General features: G+C 56.6%; 20 protein-coding genes. 16 read left to right on the top strand and 4 right to left on the bottom strand.

Translation table 11 applies throughout. The features are described 5' to 3' along the window. The first annotated feature begins 41 nt into the window (after positions 1-41). From atpD to ACRESJ_RS15045, 7 genes are all read left to right on the top strand, one after another. Positions 42-1,421, top strand: coding sequence for a F0F1 ATP synthase subunit beta (atpD, locus tag ACRESJ_RS15075; protein ID WP_431758606.1), 1,380 nt, complete (start codon positions 42-44; stop codon positions 1,419-1,421). A 45-nt stretch (positions 1,422-1,466) separates the two neighbouring features. Beyond that, on the top strand, positions 1,467-1,892 hold the full coding sequence (locus tag ACRESJ_RS15070) for a F0F1 ATP synthase subunit epsilon (protein ID WP_431758605.1): 426 nt from the start codon (positions 1,467-1,469) through the stop codon (positions 1,890-1,892). Positions 1,893-2,005: 113 nt separating this feature from the next. After that, positions 2,006-3,373 carry a bifunctional UDP-N-acetylglucosamine diphosphorylase/glucosamine-1-phosphate N-acetyltransferase GlmU gene (gene glmU, locus ACRESJ_RS15065; protein WP_431758604.1) on the top strand — a complete coding sequence of 456 codons (1,368 nt, stop codon included), beginning with the start codon at positions 2,006-2,008 and terminating at the stop codon, positions 3,371-3,373. 213 nt (positions 3,374-3,586) lie between these two features. After that, positions 3,587-4,363 (top strand): DeoR family transcriptional regulator, encoded by a 777-nt coding sequence (locus tag ACRESJ_RS15060; RefSeq protein ID WP_431758603.1) that lies wholly within the window; start codon positions 3,587-3,589, stop codon positions 4,361-4,363. A 1-nt stretch (position 4,364) separates the two neighbouring features. Then, positions 4,365-6,197 carry a glutamine--fructose-6-phosphate transaminase (isomerizing) gene (gene glmS / locus ACRESJ_RS15055; RefSeq protein WP_431758602.1) on the top strand — a complete coding sequence of 611 codons (1,833 nt, stop codon included), beginning with the start codon at positions 4,365-4,367 and terminating at the stop codon, positions 6,195-6,197. A 77-nt stretch (positions 6,198-6,274) separates the two neighbouring features. After that, entirely contained in the window at positions 6,275-6,445 is a 171-nt protein-coding gene (locus ACRESJ_RS15050) for a hypothetical protein (protein WP_431758601.1), read from the top strand. Positions 6,446-6,504: 59 nt separating this feature from the next. Continuing rightward, complete coding sequence (locus ACRESJ_RS15045) at positions 6,505-7,650, top strand: TniQ family protein (RefSeq protein ID WP_431758600.1); 1,146 nt, start codon at positions 6,505-6,507, stop codon at positions 7,648-7,650. A gap of 89 nt (positions 7,651-7,739) precedes the next feature. On the opposite strand, the gene ACRESJ_RS15040 is transcribed toward ACRESJ_RS15045, so the two are convergent. Then, entirely contained in the window at positions 7,740-8,285 is a 546-nt protein-coding gene (locus ACRESJ_RS15040) for a TnsD family Tn7-like transposition protein (RefSeq protein ID WP_431758608.1), read from the bottom strand. Between the two features lie 587 nt (positions 8,286-8,872). Here ACRESJ_RS15040 and ACRESJ_RS15035 point away from each other — a divergent pair. From ACRESJ_RS15035 to ACRESJ_RS14995, 9 genes are all read left to right on the top strand, one after another. Then, positions 8,873-9,241 carry a hypothetical protein gene (locus ACRESJ_RS15035; protein WP_431758599.1) on the top strand — a complete coding sequence of 123 codons (369 nt, stop codon included), beginning with the start codon at positions 8,873-8,875 and terminating at the stop codon, positions 9,239-9,241. Between the two features lie 191 nt (positions 9,242-9,432). Beyond that, positions 9,433-10,068 carry a helix-turn-helix domain-containing protein gene (locus ACRESJ_RS15030; RefSeq protein WP_431758598.1) on the top strand — a complete coding sequence of 212 codons (636 nt, stop codon included), beginning with the start codon at positions 9,433-9,435 and terminating at the stop codon, positions 10,066-10,068. Positions 10,069-10,079: 11 nt separating this feature from the next. Then, positions 10,080-10,889 carry a hypothetical protein gene (locus ACRESJ_RS15025; protein ID WP_431758597.1) on the top strand — a complete coding sequence of 270 codons (810 nt, stop codon included), beginning with the start codon at positions 10,080-10,082 and terminating at the stop codon, positions 10,887-10,889. A gap of 31 nt (positions 10,890-10,920) precedes the next feature. Further along, the gene (locus ACRESJ_RS15020; protein WP_164488184.1) at positions 10,921-11,064 is read left to right on the top strand and encodes a hypothetical protein; all 144 of its coding nucleotides are present in this window, start codon (positions 10,921-10,923) and stop codon (positions 11,062-11,064) included. Positions 11,065-11,092: 28 nt separating this feature from the next. Further along, positions 11,093-12,322, top strand: a complete 1,230-nt coding sequence (locus tag ACRESJ_RS15015; RefSeq protein WP_431758596.1) for a hypothetical protein — start codon at positions 11,093-11,095, stop codon at positions 12,320-12,322. 80 nt (positions 12,323-12,402) lie between these two features. Then, on the top strand, positions 12,403-13,431 hold the full coding sequence (locus tag ACRESJ_RS15010; RefSeq protein ID WP_431758595.1) for a radical SAM protein: 1,029 nt from the start codon (positions 12,403-12,405) through the stop codon (positions 13,429-13,431). After that, on the top strand, positions 13,428-14,282 hold the full coding sequence (locus ACRESJ_RS15005; RefSeq protein WP_431758594.1) for a histidinol-phosphatase: 855 nt from the start codon (positions 13,428-13,430) through the stop codon (positions 14,280-14,282). Before ACRESJ_RS15010 ends, ACRESJ_RS15005 begins: the two co-directional genes overlap by 4 nt. Continuing rightward, complete coding sequence (locus ACRESJ_RS15000; protein ID WP_431758593.1) at positions 14,279-15,412, top strand: hypothetical protein; 1,134 nt, start codon at positions 14,279-14,281, stop codon at positions 15,410-15,412. The genes ACRESJ_RS15005 and ACRESJ_RS15000 overlap by 4 nt, the downstream gene beginning before the upstream one ends. Continuing rightward, a complete protein-coding gene (locus ACRESJ_RS14995) occupies positions 15,403-16,185 on the top strand; it encodes a glycosyltransferase (RefSeq protein ID WP_431758592.1) in 783 nt (260 codons plus the stop codon). The genes ACRESJ_RS15000 and ACRESJ_RS14995 overlap by 10 nt, the downstream gene beginning before the upstream one ends. Before the next feature lie 4 nt (positions 16,186-16,189). Here ACRESJ_RS14995 and ACRESJ_RS14990 read toward each other — a convergent pair whose 3' ends face one another. The 3 genes from ACRESJ_RS14990 to ACRESJ_RS14980 all read right to left on the bottom strand — a co-directional run bounded on the left by ACRESJ_RS14990 (position 16,190) and on the right by ACRESJ_RS14980 (position 20,349). Then, positions 16,190-17,647 carry a glycosyltransferase family 9 protein gene (locus ACRESJ_RS14990; protein ID WP_431758591.1) on the bottom strand — a complete coding sequence of 486 codons (1,458 nt, stop codon included), beginning with the start codon at positions 17,645-17,647 and terminating at the stop codon, positions 16,190-16,192. 454 nt (positions 17,648-18,101) lie between these two features. After that, on the bottom strand, positions 18,102-19,772 hold the full coding sequence (locus tag ACRESJ_RS14985) for a hypothetical protein (protein ID WP_431758590.1): 1,671 nt from the start codon (positions 19,770-19,772) through the stop codon (positions 18,102-18,104). A gap of 10 nt (positions 19,773-19,782) precedes the next feature. Then, positions 19,783-20,349 carry a hypothetical protein gene (locus ACRESJ_RS14980; RefSeq protein ID WP_431758589.1) on the bottom strand — a complete coding sequence of 189 codons (567 nt, stop codon included), beginning with the start codon at positions 20,347-20,349 and terminating at the stop codon, positions 19,783-19,785. Between the last annotated feature and the right edge of the window lie 59 nt (positions 20,350-20,408).

Genomic DNA, 20,408 nt, shown 5'->3' with positions numbered 1-20,408 from the left:
CTGCCGCGGTTTAACGGTTCAAATATTCAGAGGATCCAGCTATGAGTAGCGGACGTATCGTTCAAATCATCGGCGCCGTTATCGACGTGGAATTCCCACGCGACAGCGTACCGAGCATCTACAACGCGCTGACTGTACAAAGCGCGGCCGCAACCACTCTGGAAGTTCAGCAACAGCTGGGCGACGGCGTGGTTCGTACCATTGCGATGGGCTCCACCGAGGGCTTGAAGCGTGGTCTGGACGTCATCGACACCGGCGCAGCCATCTCCGTACCAGTCGGTAAAGCGACCCTGGGCCGGATCATGGACGTACTGGGTAACCCGATCGACGAGGCTGGCCCGGTCGAAACCGAAGAGCGTTGGGGCATTCACCGTCCTGCGCCAAGCTTCGCTGAGCAAGCGGGCGGCAATGACCTGCTGGAAACTGGCATCAAGGTTATCGACCTGGTTTGCCCGTTCGCCAAGGGTGGTAAGGTTGGTCTGTTCGGTGGTGCCGGTGTAGGCAAAACCGTAAACATGATGGAACTGATCCGTAACATCGCCATCGAGCACAGCGGTTATTCCGTGTTCGCCGGTGTGGGTGAGCGTACTCGTGAGGGTAACGACTTCTACCACGAGATGAAGGATTCCAACGTACTGGACAAGGTTGCTCTGGTATACGGCCAAATGAACGAGCCACCAGGAAACCGTCTGCGCGTAGCGCTGACTGGCCTGACCATGGCTGAGAAGTTCCGTGACGAAGGTAACGACGTTCTGCTGTTCGTCGACAACATCTATCGTTACACCCTGGCCGGTACTGAAGTATCCGCACTGCTGGGCCGTATGCCTTCTGCAGTAGGTTACCAGCCGACCCTGGCTGAAGAGATGGGCGTGCTGCAAGAGCGCATCACTTCGACCAAGCAAGGTTCGATCACTTCGATCCAAGCGGTATACGTACCTGCGGACGACTTGACTGACCCGTCGCCAGCGACCACCTTCGCCCACTTGGACGCCACCGTCGTTCTGTCCCGTGACATCGCTTCCCTGGGTATCTACCCAGCGGTAGACCCACTGGACTCGACTTCGCGTCAGCTGGATCCGAACGTGATCGGCAACGACCACTACGATACCGCTCGCGGTGTTCAGTACGTGCTGCAGCGTTACAAAGAACTGAAGGACATCATTGCGATCCTGGGTATGGACGAGCTGTCGGAAGCCGACAAGCAGTTGGTAAACCGTGCTCGTAAGATCCAGCGTTTCTTGTCGCAGCCGTTCTTCGTGGCTGAAGTCTTCACCGGTGCTTCGGGTAAATACGTTTCCCTGAAAGACACCATTGCTGGCTTCAAAGGCATCCTCAACGGTGACTACGACCACCTGCCAGAACAAGCGTTCTACATGGTTGGCGGCATCGAAGAAGCGATCGAGAAAGCCAAGAAACTGTAATCCCGGCGCCCGGTAACGGGCGCTAATTTAGGGTGAGGCAATCAGATGGCTATGACAGTCCATTGCGATATCGTCAGCGCGGAAGGAGAAATCTTTTCCGGTCTGGTCGAGATGGTGATTGCGCACGGTGCACTGGGTGATCTTGGTATCGCTCTGGGTCACGCGCCGCTGATCACTAACCTGAAACCAGGTCCGATCCGCCTGGTCAAGCAGGGCGGGGAAGAGGAGGTGTATTACATCTCCGGTGGTTTCCTCGAGGTTCAGCCGAACATGGTCAAAGTGCTTGCCGACACTGTGCAACGTGCTGCCGACCTGGATGAAGCCTCCGCTCAGGAAGCCGTCAAGGCTGCCGAGAAGGCCTTGCATGATCGGGGCGCGGAATTCGATTACGGTTCTGCTGCCGCACGTCTGGCCGAGGCTGCAGCTCAGCTGCGCACCGTCCAGCAGGTCCGCAAGAAGTTCGGCCGCTAAGGCTTCGCTTGTTGTGCGATTGATTAAAAAGGGTAGCCTCGGCTACCCTTTTTTCTTTTCCGATATTCTTAAATTTGGTCGCAGCCGCTGACCACCCAGGATTGGTGCCAGACATGTCTCTTGAAATCGTTATTCTCGCCGCCGGCCAAGGCACGCGCATGCGTTCGGCCTTGCCGAAAGTCTTGCACCCGATTGCCGGCAATTCGATGCTCGGTCATGTTATCCACAGCGCCAGACAGCTTGATCCACAGCGCATTCACGTGGTGATCGGCCATGGTGCCGATGCGGTGCGTGAACGTCTGGGTGCCGACGATTTGAATTTCGTCCTTCAGGATAAACAACTGGGGACAGGCCATGCGGTGGCCCAAGCGTTGCCATTCATTGAGTCCGATACCGTGTTGGTTCTTTACGGTGACGTACCGCTGATTGAAGTTGAAACCCTGCAAAGACTGCTCAAGCTGGTTGAGCCAGGGCAAATGGGTCTGTTGACCGTAGAGCTGGATGACGCAACCGGTTACGGCCGTATCGTTCGCGGAGCGGATGGCAAGGTCGCGGCCATTGTTGAACACAAGGACGCCACTGAAGCTCAGCGCGCTATCAAGGAAGGCAACACCGGTATTCTGGCGGTTCCTGCCAATCGCCTGACCGATTGGACGGGGCGCCTGTCGAACAACAATGTGCAAGGTGAGTACTACCTGACCGACGTGATTGAAATGGCGGTTGGCGATGGTCTGGTGGTTGCCACCGAGCAGCCCCATGACGCGATGGAAGTGCAGGGCGCCAATGATCGTAAACAGCTTTCCGAGTTGGAGCGCCACTATCAACTGCGTGCTGGTCGTCGTTTGATGGCTCAAGGCGTGACATTGCGCGATCCGGCCCGTTTCGATGTTCGCGGTGAAGTCACTGTAGGTCGTGACGTACTGATCGACATCAACGTGATCCTTGAAGGCAAGGTGGTCATCGAAGACGACGTGGTGATTGGCCCGAACTGTGTCATCAAGGACAGCACCCTGCGTAAAGGCGTTGTGATCAAGGCTAACAGCCATATCGAAGGTGCGATTTTGGGCGAAGGCAGCGATGCCGGCCCATTTGCGCGTTTGCGCCCAGGCACCGTACTCGAGTCACGAGCGCATGTGGGTAACTTCGTCGAGCTGAAAAATGCACACATGGGCGAAGGCGCCAAGGCTGGTCACCTGTCTTATCTAGGCGATGCTGAAATCGGCGCGCGCACCAACATCGGTGCTGGCACCATCACCTGCAATTACGATGGTGTGAATAAGTGGAAAACCGTGTTGGGTGAAGATGTGTTCATCGGCTCCAACAACTCGTTGGTAGCGCCTGTGGATATCTCTTCAGGAGCAACTACCGCAGCCGGTTCAACCATCACGCAGAATGTGGATAACGCGCAGTTGGCCGTGGGTCGTGCCCGTCAGAAAAACATCGATGGCTGGAAGCGGCCGGAGAAGGTCAAGAAGAGCTGAGTTATTCACAGCCAGCTTTGGTTGAAGTTATACACAATCTGATCCAGTGCATTCGCGGGCAAGCCTCGCTCCCACAGTAACTAAATTCTGTAGGAGCCGAGCTTGCCCGCGATGCTTTTATCCACAGATCTTTTTATCGCCCCGCGCTTGACGAAGTTTCATCGATAGGTTTTGATTGCTTCCGTTATCTTTCGAAACGAAACTTACCAAGTCATGTCGAAACGCAACACACCTCAACGTCGCCACAACATCCTAGCCTTGCTCAATGAGCAGGGCGAAGTCAGTGTGGATGAACTGGCGAAGCGCTTCGAAACATCCGAAGTTACGATTCGCAAGGATCTGGCTGCGCTGGAAAGCAACGGACTGTTGCTGCGTCGTTACGGTGGCGCGATCACCATGCCTCAGGAACTGGTGGCCGATATCGGCCAGCCGGTGTCCAAATACAAACAAGCCATCGCTCGCGCCGCCGTTGCGCGGATTCGCGAGCATGCGCGGATCATCATTGATAGCGGCAGTACCACCGCATCGATGATTCCCGAACTCGGTCAGCAACCAGGCCTGGTGGTGATGACTAACTCCCTGCACGTCGCCAACGCTCTGAGCGAACTTGAACACGAGCCAGTGCTGTTGATGACAGGCGGCACCTGGGACCCCCACTCCGAGTCCTTTCAGGGTCAGGTTGCCGAGCAGGTACTACGCTCCTACGACTTCGATCAACTGTTCATTGGTGCCGATGGTATTGATCTGGTCCGCGGCACCACTACGTTCAATGAGTTGCTTGGGTTGAGCCGGGTTATGGCGGAAGTCGCCCGGGAAGTGGTCGTAATGGTTGAGGCCGACAAGATCGGTCGCAAGATTCCAAACCTGGAACTGCCCTGGAGCAGCGTCCATACCCTAATTACCGATGATCGCCTGCCGCTTGAGGCCCGCGATCAGATACAGGCCCGCGGGATCAACTTGATTTGCGCGGCTGTCAGTCAGGAGAAATAGCATGTGTGGAATTGTCGGCGCAGTTGCAGAACGTAATATTACCGCCATCCTGGTCGAAGGCCTGAAGCGTCTGGAATATCGTGGGTATGACAGCGCCGGTGTGGCGGTCTATACCAACGATCAAAAGCTCGAGCGCTTGCGTCGTCCGGGCAAGGTCAGCGAACTGGAGCAGGCGTTGGCCGAAAGTGCTCTGGTCGGTCGCCTGGGGATTGCCCACACCCGTTGGGCCACACATGGCGCGCCATGCGAGCGCAATGCACACCCGCATTTTTCCGGTGATCTGGCGGTGGTGCATAACGGCATCATCGAAAACCACGAAGCCCTGCGCAAACAACTTAAAGCCTTGGGTTACGTGTTTACTTCTGACACTGACACCGAAGTCATTGCCCATCTGTTGAACCACAAGCTCAAGGAGCTGCCCGATCTGACCGAGGCTCTGAAGGCAACCGTTAAAGAACTGCACGGCGCCTACGGCCTGGCCGTAATCAGCGCGCAACAACCGGATCGTCTGGTTGCAGCACGTAGCGGCAGCCCACTGGTTATCGGACTGGGCCTTGGGGAAAACTTCCTCGCGTCCGACCAGTTGGCCCTGCGTCAAGTCACCGACCGTTTCATGTACCTGGAAGAGGGCGATATCGCCGAGATCCGCCGTGACAGCGTGCAGATTTGGGACGTGACGGGCCAAGCAGTCGAGCGCCAGACCGTGCAATACAGCGACGGTGCTGAAGCTGCCGACAAAGGTGAATTCCGCCATTTCATGCTCAAGGAAATCCATGAGCAACCGTCCGTGGTGCAGCGCACCCTTGAAGGTCGACTGAGCCAGAATCAAGTCCTGGTGCAAGCGTTCGGTCCACAAGCTGCCGAGCTGTTCGCCAAGGTACGTAACGTGCAGATCGTGGCGTGTGGCACCAGTTATCACGCGGGTATGGTTGCCCGTTACTGGCTCGAAGAGTTGGCCGGTATTCCGTGCCAGGTCGAAGTCGCCAGCGAATTCCGTTACCGCAAGGTAGTGGTGCAGGCCGATACGCTGTTCGTAACCATTTCCCAGTCCGGCGAGACCGCCGACACGTTGGCCGCGTTGCGTAATGCCAAGGAACTGGGATTCCTCGCGAGCCTGGCCATCTGCAACGTCGGTATCAGTTCCCTGGTCCGTGAGTCTGACCTGACTCTGTTGACCCAAGCGGGTCGCGAAATCGGCGTAGCTTCGACCAAGGCGTTCACCACGCAACTGGTTGGCCTGCTGTTGCTGACCCTGTCGCTTGGGCAAGTCCGCGGGACCCTGGCCGCAGGCGTCGAATCAACATTGGTTGAGGAACTGCGTCGCTTGCCTACACGTTTGGGTGAGGCGCTGGCGATGGACAGCACTGTGGAAAAAATTGCCGAGCTGTTCGCCGAAAAGAATCACACACTGTTCCTTGGTCGTGGCGCGCAGTTCCCGGTGGCAATGGAAGGGGCGCTCAAACTTAAGGAAATATCCTACATTCACGCCGAAGCTTATCCGGCGGGCGAGCTGAAGCACGGCCCGTTGGCGCTTGTGGATAACGACATGCCAGTCGTTACCGTTGCGCCGAACAATGAGCTGCTGGAAAAGCTCAAGTCCAATCTTCAGGAAGTCCGCGCCCGTGGTGGCGAGCTTATCGTTTTCGCTGACCAGAAGGCCGGCATGACCAATGGTGAAGGTACTCATGTCGTGCAGATGCCGCATATACACGACATCCTCTCGCCGATCCTCTACACCATCCCGCTGCAATTGTTGTCGTACTACGTGGCCGTGCTCAAAGGCACTGACGTCGACCAGCCACGTAACCTGGCGAAATCGGTGACTGTGGAATAAGTTATCCACAGCTGATCAAACCTCTAAAAATCGCAGCCCCAGGGTTGCGATTTTTTTATGTGAATCGAGGACATGTCATGGACCGCTGGCTTTTGAGAATTAAAACGGTCGCGTGCGAATTAAAACGGTTCCATGCGGCCATTCATCACTTGGACATCGCGTCGCAGGCTGGGGAATCTGATGCAGCTTCATCAGCTATTCAAGGCCGCGACGTGATTTTGAGTCCGTTGTTGGAGCTTCGGCCTTGAGCTCTGATATATACCCCACGCTCTTCGACTGGCGCATGAAATAAAAGTGACTTATCACAATGCTTCTACGTATCCAGCGAGACGAAACAATTCGCTCCTTTATAGAGCGCAATATCTTTATTTTAGGCAAAGGCCGGTTTCCAAAATGGTATACGTCTAAGAGCCTCACAAGTGAAGATGTTAGAAAAGTTGCATCATTATTAGGATGGCATGGATGCTCTGGTTTCAACCGACTATTGCATAACCACACCTGTCAACCGTTGTTCTCAGTATTAAAAAATTCACAGGATATGGCTTATTCCGGTAGTAAATATATTGCCGAATTCTTAGATGTAGACCCTGCTTATCCGAAGCGATTAACCTTCTGTCCTGAATGCGTGAGGTCTGATTTTGAGAAAATCGGTTTCTCATATTGGCGCAGGGCCTCCATAGAGTCTGTTGGCGTATGTGCAATTCATAACGTTATTTTAGAGTCTGTATGCCCTGCTTGCGATAAGCCATTTAACTTTCAAGGACATAGTCGTAATGTAATGTGGGAGGGGTGTGGCGGAAAGTATCTCAGCGAAAGCCACTCAAGAGTGAACAACGACCTTGCGGAGCTAAAGCGCTCACGGTTAATCGATGATTTATACAAATACCGATTTCATATATCGTTAATACCAGCCTTAGAAGCACTGTCAATTAGGTTTTTTTCGAACTCGTTGGAGATGCCTTCGAATGCATTTAGCCAAGAAGAGTTACACAAAATTTCGCGAGTTATAAGTACTCTGCTGGCTCGATTGAAAATACATGCCGAAAGTAACCTTGCATTTTATTTTGAGTATGTCGATTTCGACAGTATTATTAACTCTATAACTATGCTTTACGATGGGTTTCAGGAGTTTGTCGCGGATGTCATTGAACCCTGTGATGAAGTACGCGACATCACATCATTATGGTCAACTTACAGGGCCGGAGGTCATGAGTCTGCCAATTATGTGGACGAAGATTATTCGCTTGGAGTTGGCAACTGGTATTGCCCATACCCATCACCTCTATCTTTCGGGTTTGGGCGTGGTGATTTCATTAAAAAAAGCATTTCGGTAGTCTATCCATGCTGTTCGTTTGTTGATGTAAAAAAAGGCAGAGGGCAACTCGCTCCAAGCTTAGCTGATCCGCCACACCCCGCTATTCCGAGTATCGAACCAACGGAAACTTATGGATAGGGTCCTACTCATCTTATTAGACAAGGGTCCCCAATAGCGCTCCGTAGCGATACGATTCCCGATAGATGCTTAATATAATGAGACGTCCATCACCCCGTGCGTTGTAATAGCTCTCTAATAAGCAATCGGGTTTTAGGATAATGGGTGCGTTTTTCTAATAAACGAAACAAACTTGGAACCAGATTGAACAGCGCGGTTTTAGATATTCTCAGTTGGTCGTACTCGCCATACGCGCGATGCATCGTCGAAAGTATCAGATCCTGAAGTTCTACATCACGTTTGTCCCAGTCTATGGATGAGTAATTCCCCAGCCGTCCGCACGGCAATTCTGAGTTGCGTTCTAGCAGCCAATCACGATCATTGCGATAGAGCCAAGCATATACGCTTGGCATCGTTGATCTTAATTCTTTTGCGGACATTTGAGTGTTTGCCTTAACAGCGCCAATCCATTGTGCACGATAATTATTCAAATTTTCTTTTAGTTGATTCTCTTGCCTTAACGACTTTACTATTGGGTCTGAGAATAGCAGTCGATTAACGGTGCTAATGGAAACCTGGAATTTAGAGCAAATTTTATCTTTGGCTTGTCCTTTTTCAGGTTTTCTAAAATTGCAGCACGTAGTGGAGGGTTTAATTTTTTGGGCTTACGAGTAACCGCGTTGCTAGGCTCATCAGCGATATGCAGTTGAGCACCTCCCACGACCTTAGCATTACTATTTTTAATCAATAGGCCAGCCGCGCTGCGTCGGTCGTATGCATCGATGAAAATGTTAAGCCGGCCGAATAGCCAAGTGATCATTACCAGGTGCTTTAAAGGATGGCACCTGCCACGAGCTTTGCGCGACATCTGTGCGATAAAAGCAGATGCTGTTGGCGCCGATGTTGAATTGACCCAGCTGCCGAGATTACCCAGACCCAGTTTGATTACTCGCGAACCATTGTCTGTGCTGGGTTCATGCCGATTTGGAGGTGGGGCAGTCTTGCCTCGGCACATGGGTTAATTCGGCATCGCCTTCAACAGAGAGTCCTTTCCGGGTCGGTAAAACAACCCAACAAACACTTCGCAGCATCGAACAGGCGCTGTTCAGTATTGGGTATGACTTGCCGGTGAACGACTGACCACCATTTCTTTGGTGAAACGATCTCACAGTCACCCTGCTGGAGGAGGCGAGGGGGCGTCCTGCGCCCTTGCGCGCCCCACTAACTCAAATCGGAGGCCCCAATGGCCGAGATGACCTCGCTGCAACTCATGATTGTCGAGTTGGCAAAAAGCGGTATTAGTTCGTCGTCGCTCAAATCTGCTGTCCTAAGCGTTCACCCACACCTGAACGATGGTGCTTACTTGGCGGAATTGGCCACCTTGCAAGTCGAAGGCCGGCTTGTTGGTGAAGAGGCGGAGGGCGCTTGGTTTTTCACGTCTTTCACCGACGACGTGGTCGCTGACCGGGTACCTGAGTACAGCCCGGAGTTCGCCGAAATGATTGTGGCCGCAGATTGTGGCAACTGGACCGAATTGGATCCGGATGAGCTCATAGCGCAGTTGGATGAAATGCTCAGAAAGGCAAACGCCCGGCGTTCGGGAAAAGCGTAGCGTCGTGGTACCTCGTGGATATACAAAGCTCCGTTGATGTCTTCACCCTACCAACGCACACAATAATGGAGTGACAACGCTCCAGTATTTATCTTTAAACCATAACAATGGAGTGACAGAACTCCAGTTAAGCCTTTCGCTACGCTAAAAACATTACTAAAGTGCCACCATCTAATAGCGAGATGATGGCAATGAATATCCTCACGCCTCAACCCATTCAGGTTTCGCTCGGCCAATGGTTTAGCCGCAACTTATCGTCCGTTCTCGCTGTAGCAGGTGCGCTGCGGGAAACGCAACGCGATGCCGACGGCCCCGGGCCTTTGTCCGCGGTGCAGATCCACCAGCAAACCGGCATCGCTCGTAGCACGTTGCGGGCCCTGAAATCACCAGCGCAAGGTAGCGATGCCAACCCGGACCTGAGCACTATCGAGCGTCTTGCCCAGGCTCTGGGGGTGCCACCTGCTTTCCTGTTGATGCGCCCCCAGGACTGGGCAATGCTGGCCAGCGCGATCGGCAACAGCGGCGATTACTTGGCTGCAGCTCACAAGTTGGAGGCCGAAGAGCGGCTTCAAGAGGTTAATCCGGTGGAAAAGGTCCTGCGCGAATGCAAGGTCCATCCGGATCAGCGCCCCAGTATTGTGGGGGCCTCGCCGGAGGTTGCCCGGGCCAATGCCCGAGATGAGTGGCGTAGACGCGCCTGTCTCAAGCTCGATGCGCTGATGCTGCGCGAGATTTCAAAATCCGGCCCACGAAAGTGGTTGGCCGCGATAGCGGGCGCCTGGGTCAGCCAGACCACGCCACACGATCCTTCTTCTAGCGAACAATAAGGAGTGCCGGGATGCCGATCATTCACGACCCCGATCTTGCCGATGTATTGATGAGTGCCAGCGCCGACGACGTGGGCCTGTTGATAGATGTGATCACCGACAACGGCAAGGGACGCATCTCCCTGTCATCTTCAGTCTGTCGTCAGTTGATGGCCGACAAGGACAAGGGTGTCGGCGAGTCGACCCGGGCTATTTTCGCCGAGGAGCTGACCCGCTTTGGCGGCAACTCACTGGTCAACCTGTTCCGCGGCGGCAGTGGTGTGCCGTACCGCGAGCTGTTGGAGGATGTGGCCGGGCACGTCGGCGCGAAGAACAAGGCGAACGCCAGCTGCGCCGAGATGGAAATGGCGATCATCACCAAGGTATTCGCCCAGTCCCTGGCGCGCATGAGCGAGGAAGACCGCAAAACACTGTTCGAATCCCTGGGCGGACTGGCGTACCGACCCGGCATGGGGCCGGGGGCATTGGCGGCCTTGCTGGCTTCACTCGGTAGTTCCGGGTTGGTTTCCTACAACGTGGCGGCGGTGGTTGCCAGCGCGACCATGAGCAGCCTAGTAGGGCGTGGCGTGGTGCTGGCGGGTTCGAGCACCCTGGGTCGTGGTCTAGCAGTGCTGGCTGGCCCGGTGGGTTGGGCCATCACCGGGATCTGGACGGCATTCGACCTAGCAAGCCCGGCGTACCGGGTCACCGTGCCCTGCGTCATCCAGATCGGCCATATGCGCCAGAAGATGTTGCTCAAACCCACCTGTCCCGGTTGCCACGCGATAGTCGCGGCCGGCGCCAACTTTTGTGGCAAATGCGGGATACGCCAGGGCGCCTGATGCCCTCTTTAGACAACCAAGGAGTGAGTCCATGAACCCTGTGATTTCCCCTCTCGAATTCCTCCTGACCAACGTCATCTGCTTCGCTGCCGGCGCGGCCACGGTGGTCGCGCTGAACCTTGCGGCGAAAGCCGTGCATGCCTCCGGCAAACGCGCCGCGCAGAGCGCCACCTGAACCAATGGATTGAATAGGAGCGAGAACCGTGTACAGCAACCATCACGCCAAGCGACTGGTATCCCTCAAGGGGGAAATCATAAAGATCAATGCAGACATCCAGAATCTGCGTGCCGACCTCGAATGGTTCGAGCGATTCGACCAGGAGAGCAACCATAGCAGGCTTGCTCAGGTGCAACGGGAAACTCTCGCCGCACGGGAGCAGCTTGCCAGGGTCGAACAGAGCATCAAGGCCAGCCGCGCTGAGCTGAACATCGCCAAGGGCGTTGCCGAGGCGGGCTGGTCGCCGTTGCACTGGTTTTCCAGTGAACGGCGCGTGGCTGAGCGCCAGGTCAGCACCCTGCAGGAGCGGCTGGCGCAGTTCAAGAGCCGGCAAGAGGGCTTGGTATCCGGGCTCGGCGAAAGCGAACGGGAGCAGCTGCGCCTGAGCGCCAATTCGCGGCGATACCAGGGCTTCGATTCATTGCAGGCCAAGGCCACCATCACGCAACTGGACAATGACGTGCAACGCCTGCAGGGCGTCGCCGACGAAGTCAGAAAGGCCAGCGCCCACTGGGAGGCGGTGGCCGGAGAGGTGTATCACAATTGGAAAACGACTCATGACCAGTTGCGGGCGACGGAGCGGGACATCATCGATGCCGAATGCTTCATCAACCAGTTGGACAATGCGCAAAGCTCATTCGATAAAAGGATGGCCCATGACGAATGTGAAAACCGCTTTGGTGTCGGGCAACGCAGTCCGGATAGGGTGTTGAAGGATCGGCAATTCCACCAGCGCAAACTGGAACGGGAAGAGGAAAAACGCAAGCGCCGCCTGCGCGACACCATTCGCCTGCTGGAAAACGAAATCCGCAACTTGGTGGTAGATGGCAATAATCTTTGCTACCTGAACGAAGCGGGCGGAAAACGGCGCTTCATCGGTCTGGAGGTGCTCAAGACACTGGTGCCTCACCTGGCCGCGACTTATGGCGTGACCTTGGTCTTCGATCCGGGCATCCGCCGCCAGCTCGATATGAGCGACAACGCACTCCAAGCGATGTTTCCGCAGGCCCGGGTACTGGTTATGCCGCCCACCCTCACCGCCGACCATCCGGTGCTGGCCGCCGCGGAGTTCGATGTCGAGACCTATGTGATCAGCAACGACCACTACAGCGATTACCCGGACATGGCTGCGGTCCGAGAGGAGCGGGTACTGCATACAGTGGTCCATCGCGACTCCGTGCAGATCCCGCAACTGCAGGTATTGCAGCCTTACTGATGCCCCACGCGACCGGTGACTACCGGTCATGTGCAACCCACGCCTGTGCGCTCGTGCAGGCTAGCAACGAGTCAAGAAAGATGGATCTGAAAGGCCACCTGCTGTACATCGATATCACCCAAATCTGCGGCATCGGTTGCGCGTTCTGCATGTACGCCGACAAGCACAAGACGGGGATGAGCATGGAGTTGTCGAGCCTCGCCCGGGAGAACCTGGCTGCGCTGATCAACGCCCCCGACGTCAAGCGCATCTCCATCAGCGGAGAGGGCGAACCCCTCAACAACGCCAGAGTCTTCCACGAGATTCTTGAGCTTTCCCAAGGCGGCAAGCGTTTCGAGTTCATCACAAGCGGCTTCTTTCCGCACGAGAAGATGGCGGAGTTCTATGACACCACCAATCGCATCGTGGTTAGCCGGGGCGACACCTGCAATATCAGGCTGAGCTCGGACAGTCACCATATCGAAAAGGTGAAATGGCGGGCTCATGGCTTCAGCCTAGATTATCTGCGACGAAACAGACCGGCCGGGCTGAGCTTCTCGTTTCGCTCGATCGACACTGATCGGGAGTTCACCCGCGACTACCTCCGGGAGGAACTGGCACGCTGGGGCCTCGACGCCGGGATCGTGGCGGGCAATACCCTGGAAGATACGCTGGTGGTCGGCGAGGACCGCTTCGGCATCGACTACAAGAACCTCGTCCACCCGGCGGCTGACACTCCACCCGGTTACCTGGACCTACATGGCTACATCGACGCGATCGAAGCCCGGGTCAACAAGCGCTTCACCCTCGGCAGCCTCAACCCGCCTCCTCACGCCAACGGCATGGACCTGACGGTGAAACCTAATGGTGACGTCTTCCTGTACGGTATCGAGCACCAGCGCCTGGGCAATATCCACTTCGACCGGATCGGCTGGGAGCGACTGGCCAGCCACGTACGCGACACCCCCCTGGTCCGTGCCCTTTACAGCCAACCGCTGAGGGACCTGCTTGCGCGTCTCGACGACCTTGAGCTGGTGCACAAGATCCTGCGCAAGGCGAATAACCCCTATTGGCTGGTCAAGGAACTGGCTAGTCACGATGGCCTGTTAGAACGGATGGTGCCGGCGTGATCGACTCCCACAGCCATACCTTTTATTCCAAGCATGCCGTCGGTACGGTGGATGAGTTGGTGCGGGCGTCAATCGCCGCCGGAGTGAAGATCCTCACCATCACCGACCACGCGCCGTTCCCGGTGGACAGCGACAATCGCCTGTTGGAGGTGGAACTGGACCGCTATTTCTCCGATATTGAGCGGGCACGACAAGAGCACCAGGGCCAGATCAAGATTCTGCGCGGACTGGAGTTCGACTACATGCCGGGTGCGGATGTATACAACCGCGAGTTGCTGGCCCGGTACGAGCTGGATTTCGCCATCGGCTCGATCCACTACGTCGAGTTGCCGGGCGAGCCCATGGCGAAGGTTTGGGAGTTGGCCCGGCTGTCCACCCCGGCCTTTCTCGACCGTTATTTCGCCCATCTGCAAGCCTTGTTGGAGTGCGGGCTGTTCGACGCCGTGGGGCACGCCGATACGCTACTGCGCGGGGTGGCGGAAGACGTAGTGCTGCGCCGGATGGAACCGCTGCTGCCGCTGTTCGCCCTCAATGGTGTGGCCTACGAACTGAATGCCTCGGGTATTCGCAAGTCGAGCCTGTTGCCCGGTTCGACTCGTGAGGTTCAAGGCGTCTGGAGCTATCCATCACGCACCCTGCTGCCCCAACTGATCGCCCACGGCGCGGCGTTCACCATAGGTTCCGACGCCCACGATCCGCGGGACGCGGGGGCTGGTATTCGCACCTTGGTCGATGAACTGCAACCGCTTGGCCTGGACCGGATCAGCTACTTCGATGGGCGTCGACGCATTGACATGCCTCTGGATTTCTTCAGCCGGTCGTCTGGCACCGATACAAGGATTGTCCTGTGAACTCCCGATCGAATGACTGGAAACTACTTGCTACGGCGCCTGTCGACGAACAGCTTGCGCGCTTTCACGAGGCCGTGGCCCGGCCGCAGGCGGAGGACGTAAATGGAGGCCTGCGTGCGTTCGCTGGCGGCTTGCTGGCGCAAGACCTGATCGATATGGACAGCTATGTCGCGGTGCTCGGTGGTCATGCCCTGCACTGTCTGACGATCGACGGCACCGACGGATTCCGCGACATGAGCAGTGGCGCAAGCGCCTCCGAGCTGACGGCCATCTACAGCCGTGCCAAATACGGTAGCCAGAAGGACATCCGCTATCTCGCCGGCCTGGTGATCAACTATCTGGAGCGGCAGCTGGATGACCCGACATCGCTCTGGGCACGGCTGTTCACCAGCGCGCGGGAGCTCAACGACAATGTGGTGCTGATGACCACTGGCTGGCGCAACGTGCCTTCGACGGCCAACGTGCTCTACGACATCGTGGTGGAGGAGATAAACGTCACGCTCGCCCATATGGGCTTGCCCACCCTGATCAACGTCAAGCTGCCGCGTATTGCCCCTCCTTGCGAGAACTACGCGAGCCTTAGTACTGAAGAGCGCGAGCGGGTCAATCTTGTCCAGGACCATGTTATACCCGCGGAGAACTTCTATCGCTGGAGCGGCGTGCACGTCATCTTCGGCGACGATGTGCTGGTGACAGGATCGACCGCCGACAAGGTGTTGCGTGAGTCGCTGCTAGCCGGAGCCCGCTCGTTCCAGGCGATCTACCCGGTTGCCATCGATCCGCGGGTCGCCCTGGCGGATGCCACCGTCGAGGAGCGCCTGAACATGGTGGAAATCAGCCATCAGCTGGATGACACATTGGCCGAACTGCTTGGGGCGAAGGACTACCAACCGATCCTGCGCACGTTGCGTCTACTGTTTTCGACGGACAACTACCAAGCCTTCCCGGCATTCCTGGCGCAGGTGCCGGCTGCCAATTGGTTGCGGCTGTACAAGGCGGCTCTGGGCAACGAGTTCCTGCGCCAGGCCGAATGCAAACCCTCGCTGACGCTGCTGCGGCATTACTTGGAGGACCTCGGGCTGCTGGGCAGTAGCGGCGTGACGGTAGAGAGGGCCCCCTTGTGCGTGTGAACTACGTGAGCTACTGGGAAACGGCGGCGGGGCAGAACATGCCGCCGTGGATCGCCTTGGCGCTGGTCTCCATGCAGCGGGCGCTGGGGGACAATTTCACCCTGCTAACCCCGGACAGCCTGCAGAATTGCATAGACGCTTCTATCCTCGGCAAGAATTGGCGCTTCGAGCCGCTGAGCTTCAGCATGCACAAAGGGATCGAGGCGATCGTCGCCAGGAGCGACTTCATCCGCATGGCCTACGTTCATCGCCATGGCGGGGCCTGGATCGACGCGGACAGCATCCTGCTGCGCGACCCGACCTCCATGTTGTTCCCGACGGGACTCGACGAGCGACTGCACTGGCACAGCGAATGCCTGTTCGCCTCACTGCCGGGAAATGCCCATCTCGCTGAGGCACTGGCGACCGGGCTCGCCGTCGAGAAACATGCCTGGGGCAACCCGGGAGGGATCAAGGAGATTGTCGCCAGGTCGCCGCACCAGCTGGTGCCAATTTCGCCCTCGGTATGCGACCCGGGTTATCGACCGCTGTACAACTTCGACAGTTGCGCGGTGATGAGGCGCACGGACATTGGCGTGAGCGACTTCCTGCTCCGCGACGTGAGCATGCTCAAGCTGTACAACACCTGGTTCAAGCGGACAGCGACACGCGATGAGTCGGTGGCGGAATTCCTTGGCGAGGGAACCCTGCTGTCACGCATCTTCCTGCATATCGAACCCGACCGTGGCTATTGGCTGGGGGAGTGTGAGCGCTTGCTCGAACGCTGCGGCTGAGGGTTCAGGCCAGATCCACCGCATGCGCCGGCAGGTGCACGCGGCAACGTTTGGCCCCGTTTAGCTCCAGGCGAGTCGCGATCACCTCGTGCACCTTCGGGGTCTGCCGGTGTGGCGAGCCATGGGCGACGTACAGCCAGGCCGGCACGCGGTGGGCAAGGTGGTCGAATTCCAACTCGATGCGCAGTAAGTCGAACACCTCCCTGGTACGTCCGCTCGGTGTCCACGCCAGCGGCGCGCTGCGGTGATGAGGATGGATCAAACGCAGCGGTCGTGACAGTTGCAGGTTCAGCGTGCCCGGATGGCACTCGGCGACTTCAGGAAAGGACCGGCTGATCAAGGGCAGCTGGCGGGCCAGGGTACCAGTGGCCACGCCCAGGCCGGAAACGATATGCGCATCCACTGCGAGGGTCGCAGCGATCGACTCTTGGAGCAGTTCGGCGACTGGTTGAATCACGTCGACATCAGTGAATTCGTTCATGTTTTTCCTGCCGGTGTGCGAGTACTGACGTGGTCCCTGGCGACTAAATACAACCCGGGTATGGGGGGAAAGCGGCGGCAGCCAGGGATTAGAAGAGTTGCTGGCCGGATAGATCGCGACCAATGACGCCTTCAGTCCGACGGCCATGTGCACAATGGCAGTATCGACACTGACAACCACTCTGGCCCGCTGGATGGCACCCGCGACCGCGCGGGGCGTATCCAGTTCGACCAGTGTCCGGACGTTGCTGCGGGCGATGGCGTGCTCGAGCTGCAGTGCCTCGGTACGGCTGGCGGGACTACACAGAATGCCAATATGGTGCTGCGGCCAGGCATCCGCCAGGGCACGGACCAGTGAGAGCGCTCTGGCGAACCCAAGGCTTTTATCAGGTCGGCTGGCATATGGGTTGACCAGGATGTGCGCGACGTTGTTGCCGTCCTGTCGTTCGGGAAGCGGGACGATATAGTCGCGGTTGATCCGGGTCGCACCGAGGTCGAGCAGGACCCGGGTGTAGCGCTCGACCACGTTGAGCTGCGCGGTGGTTTCACCCAGCTTGCCGCTGACGCAGCGCAAGGCATCATCCAGCGAGTAGACCCGGGCGGGCTTAAGCATGCGGATGAACAGCATCTCGAGGGGTTGGATACGGCCAACTAAGTGGACAAACGCATCGACCGATCCCAATTCCCGTACCAGTGGGCCCAGCCCGGTCAGCGTGGGTGCGCAAGCGACAGGGATGACCCGGTCGACGCCGAAGTCGAGCCGATGCAGGTCGACCAGCTCCGGTACGGTGAGCACGGTGATCCGGGCACCGAGCTTGTGCGCTTCGCGAAAAAAGAATGAAGAAACGATCGCGTCGCCCAGTTTGGCGTCCCAGCGGGGAAGCACGATATGCAGGGGGTGGGCAAGGTCGCGAGGTGCCAGCTGACAGTCGACTAAGCAGCGCATCAACAGACGAACGATAGCCTTTCGATGGTTTTGCAAAATCGAAGCTCGCACTTTCGGAAATAGCTGGCGATGATATCTAGCGCACTGGGCCGTTACTAGTACTGGCCTAAGGAGGGGTAGTCCGTACGAGCTTGGAAAGTATCTACAAAACCAGGGACGATTCAATTAGCCGACCATTTGGGACAGCCTTTCATAAATCCTATTGCAATCCATGTCGTATCCGTAGATGTACTCTGCTAGCCGGGGAGCCGATCTGTCGACTTTCCATAAATCGAACCACCGGTCAGGCTGTTCCACATACATCGAAGGCCGGCCTGGAAATTGATCACCCGTAACGTCATTTACAATTCAGTCAGAGTGCAGCCAAACGTGGGAAGTATTCTCTAGGTACATATTTAGGTCACTCAGGACGTCCTCCAAAGCGTTCCTAATGCAAACGAATGATCAGTGTCGATGCAATCGGGTGCTCAAGTGAGGTGCAATTTCACAGTTACACCAACTGCGCCTGATGCGCCTGAAGCTGTTCGATGAGATGCGTCCTGTGCGACTCTTGCTGTTGCAAGGCAAGATCCAGCTCTGAGTTCATAAGCTCCATCAGCCTGCCGCGGTTGACGCCAAACATGTCGGCTTTGTCAACCATGTAGACCGCGATGGTGGAGGTGAGAGCTGTCGTTGCGCCTACAATCACTGCGGTGGCCAAGTCTGCAAAGGGTAATATTACCGGTATCGCTTTCAGCTGAAGGCTTATCGTCTCCTCAAGCACAACTCCACCGACAACGATTGCCCCACCCACGAGCACTTTAGACGCTTCGTGAAACCCCTCGGCAAGAGTCATACCTTCTGGTCGGACGAGCACGGTTCTGCACGCCGTAAGCAGCGATGATGCGCCTTCACGGATCATGCGTGCGGTCCGCTTGGCAGTGGTAATGAACGTGTTTATTAGGACAGTCAGAAGGTTAGCCAGAAATCCAGAGATGAAGCCTCCAGCACCGGCGGCAAGAACACCTTTCCACTGCTTGGCAACTCGAACTCCAACACGCTTGATTCGACGCTTGAGTTCGGTAGCCACGGTCTCCTCCTGGGCTCCATGCACATACCAGTCGCGAATTTCATCCCAGATCCCGGCGAACGCCTCGACCAGCACCGCCCCGACCGCGGCCTGGAACGCTGCACGACCGCCGGCCTTTGCGCTCGTTTTAAGGCAGTCAGAACGGAACTGCGGGCTGCTGTAATAGGTGTTGATCTCTTTCTCATAATCAGCCCTAGCTTTCCGATCGGCAGCGAGAAGTGGTTCAGGATTATTCGAAATCTTGTCCTGCTCGGTCAGCTTGGCGAGCTCTTGAGCAAGATCTTTCCTCAGCGGTTCGCCAGTAGCCTTCTGGGCGTGCAACTCTGCCAATCTTGCGTCACGCGCTGGTTTGTTTTCTTCAAGCCAAGCAATGTATTCGGATGCCGACTTCTGTTGCATTGCCGAATTCGTCGTCTTGGTGGTGGGATTTAAGTTGCTAGCCTCATTCGCCAATGTGGGGCCGTCCTTGCCTGCCAAAACCCGGCCGCGGTCTTTATGAATCCACTCGGCCGCTATTGTGTGGTCTAAGCTTTGGCTTTCCTCTAGACCGAGAAGGTCTCCTGTATAGGTGTCGGAAAGGTTGCCCGCCAGCCGGTCTTTGGTCGCCTTACGGTTCGTTTCTGCATATCGTTGGTCTTTCTGGTGATAGTCGTAAGTGTTGTACTCACCACGATCTAGATAAGCCTTCTGGGCTTCGTCGGTCGCATAGACACCCGCACGGGCATTGTGGATCGTGTCCACACTTCCACCAGCCTTGTCATAGGCACTGAGTATCTTGCCTACTCCAAAAGTTACTGCTACGGACTGCAGTGTTGACTGCCGTGTCTCGGCGAACAACCTCGAAACTCGTTCTGCGTGAAACGCTTCCTCTAAACCTGAGAGCCGGGCTGCAATCGTTTCTGCGCTGATGGTAATTGGAGGGCTGAGCAAAGGAGCCGCAAGCGCGAGGCCCTCAAGGTAAGCGTGATCAACCGGTGCTGCAAACAGCCGTTGTGCATCGGCCGAGGAGGGCATAGGAATAAGCTGGGAGCCGGCACTTCGCTGTGCGCGCAGAGCCTGGCGGAGCGCAAAACGCTCAATTGAATTGGTCATGATTTTGGCTTCACGCTGTTTCGCGCAGATAGAACCATTCGGATCGGAAGGCCGTCAGTCCGACATCTACTACATTCTGGAGATCAAAAAGAAGCCCGACGAGCTCATCAAAGAACCGCCACGTTTCAGTACTCGCTACGCTGACCGCATGGGTGAATGCTGTTTTTACATCAGGTGGTGCTAGGGCCACGCTGTCCATTTTCGTCCGCATGTACGTAGGCATCGCGACCTTGGATACACCAACTATGTACTCCTCGATGTGCGCCTTCTGCTCATCGGATACGGGCCCAAAGCTTGCCGCACACGCAAGTCCGACTGAATACAGGGCAAGGGTCATCTGGAACATGCGCCGGTTTTCTTCGGCCTCCGCGTTCAGCTTCTCTAGATTGTCGTTCTCGGCCTGGCGTTGCTGTTCCTGTCTCGCTTTTTCTTCAGCGGCGCCCTCACGCTTCCCGTTCGATTTCGCAGTCTGGACGTTACTACGGTTGAAGTAATACATGGTTGGGACAACGGCACAGGCTGTTACAGCAGCACTGGCAACTACATATACAAGCTTCCCTGCGGCGGCGGCACTCATTAACCAGAACCCCGTTATGTTATTCAGTGAGCGGATGATCCCACCAAATAGTGATTGTT

Origin of the sequence: Pseudomonas sp. (assembly GCF_050739655.1) — a bacterium.
Taxonomy (GTDB): domain Bacteria; phylum Pseudomonadota; class Gammaproteobacteria; order Pseudomonadales; family Pseudomonadaceae; genus Aquipseudomonas.
Note: the sequence above shows the minus strand (reverse complement) of the source record. Positions and strands in the feature narration are given on the sequence as shown.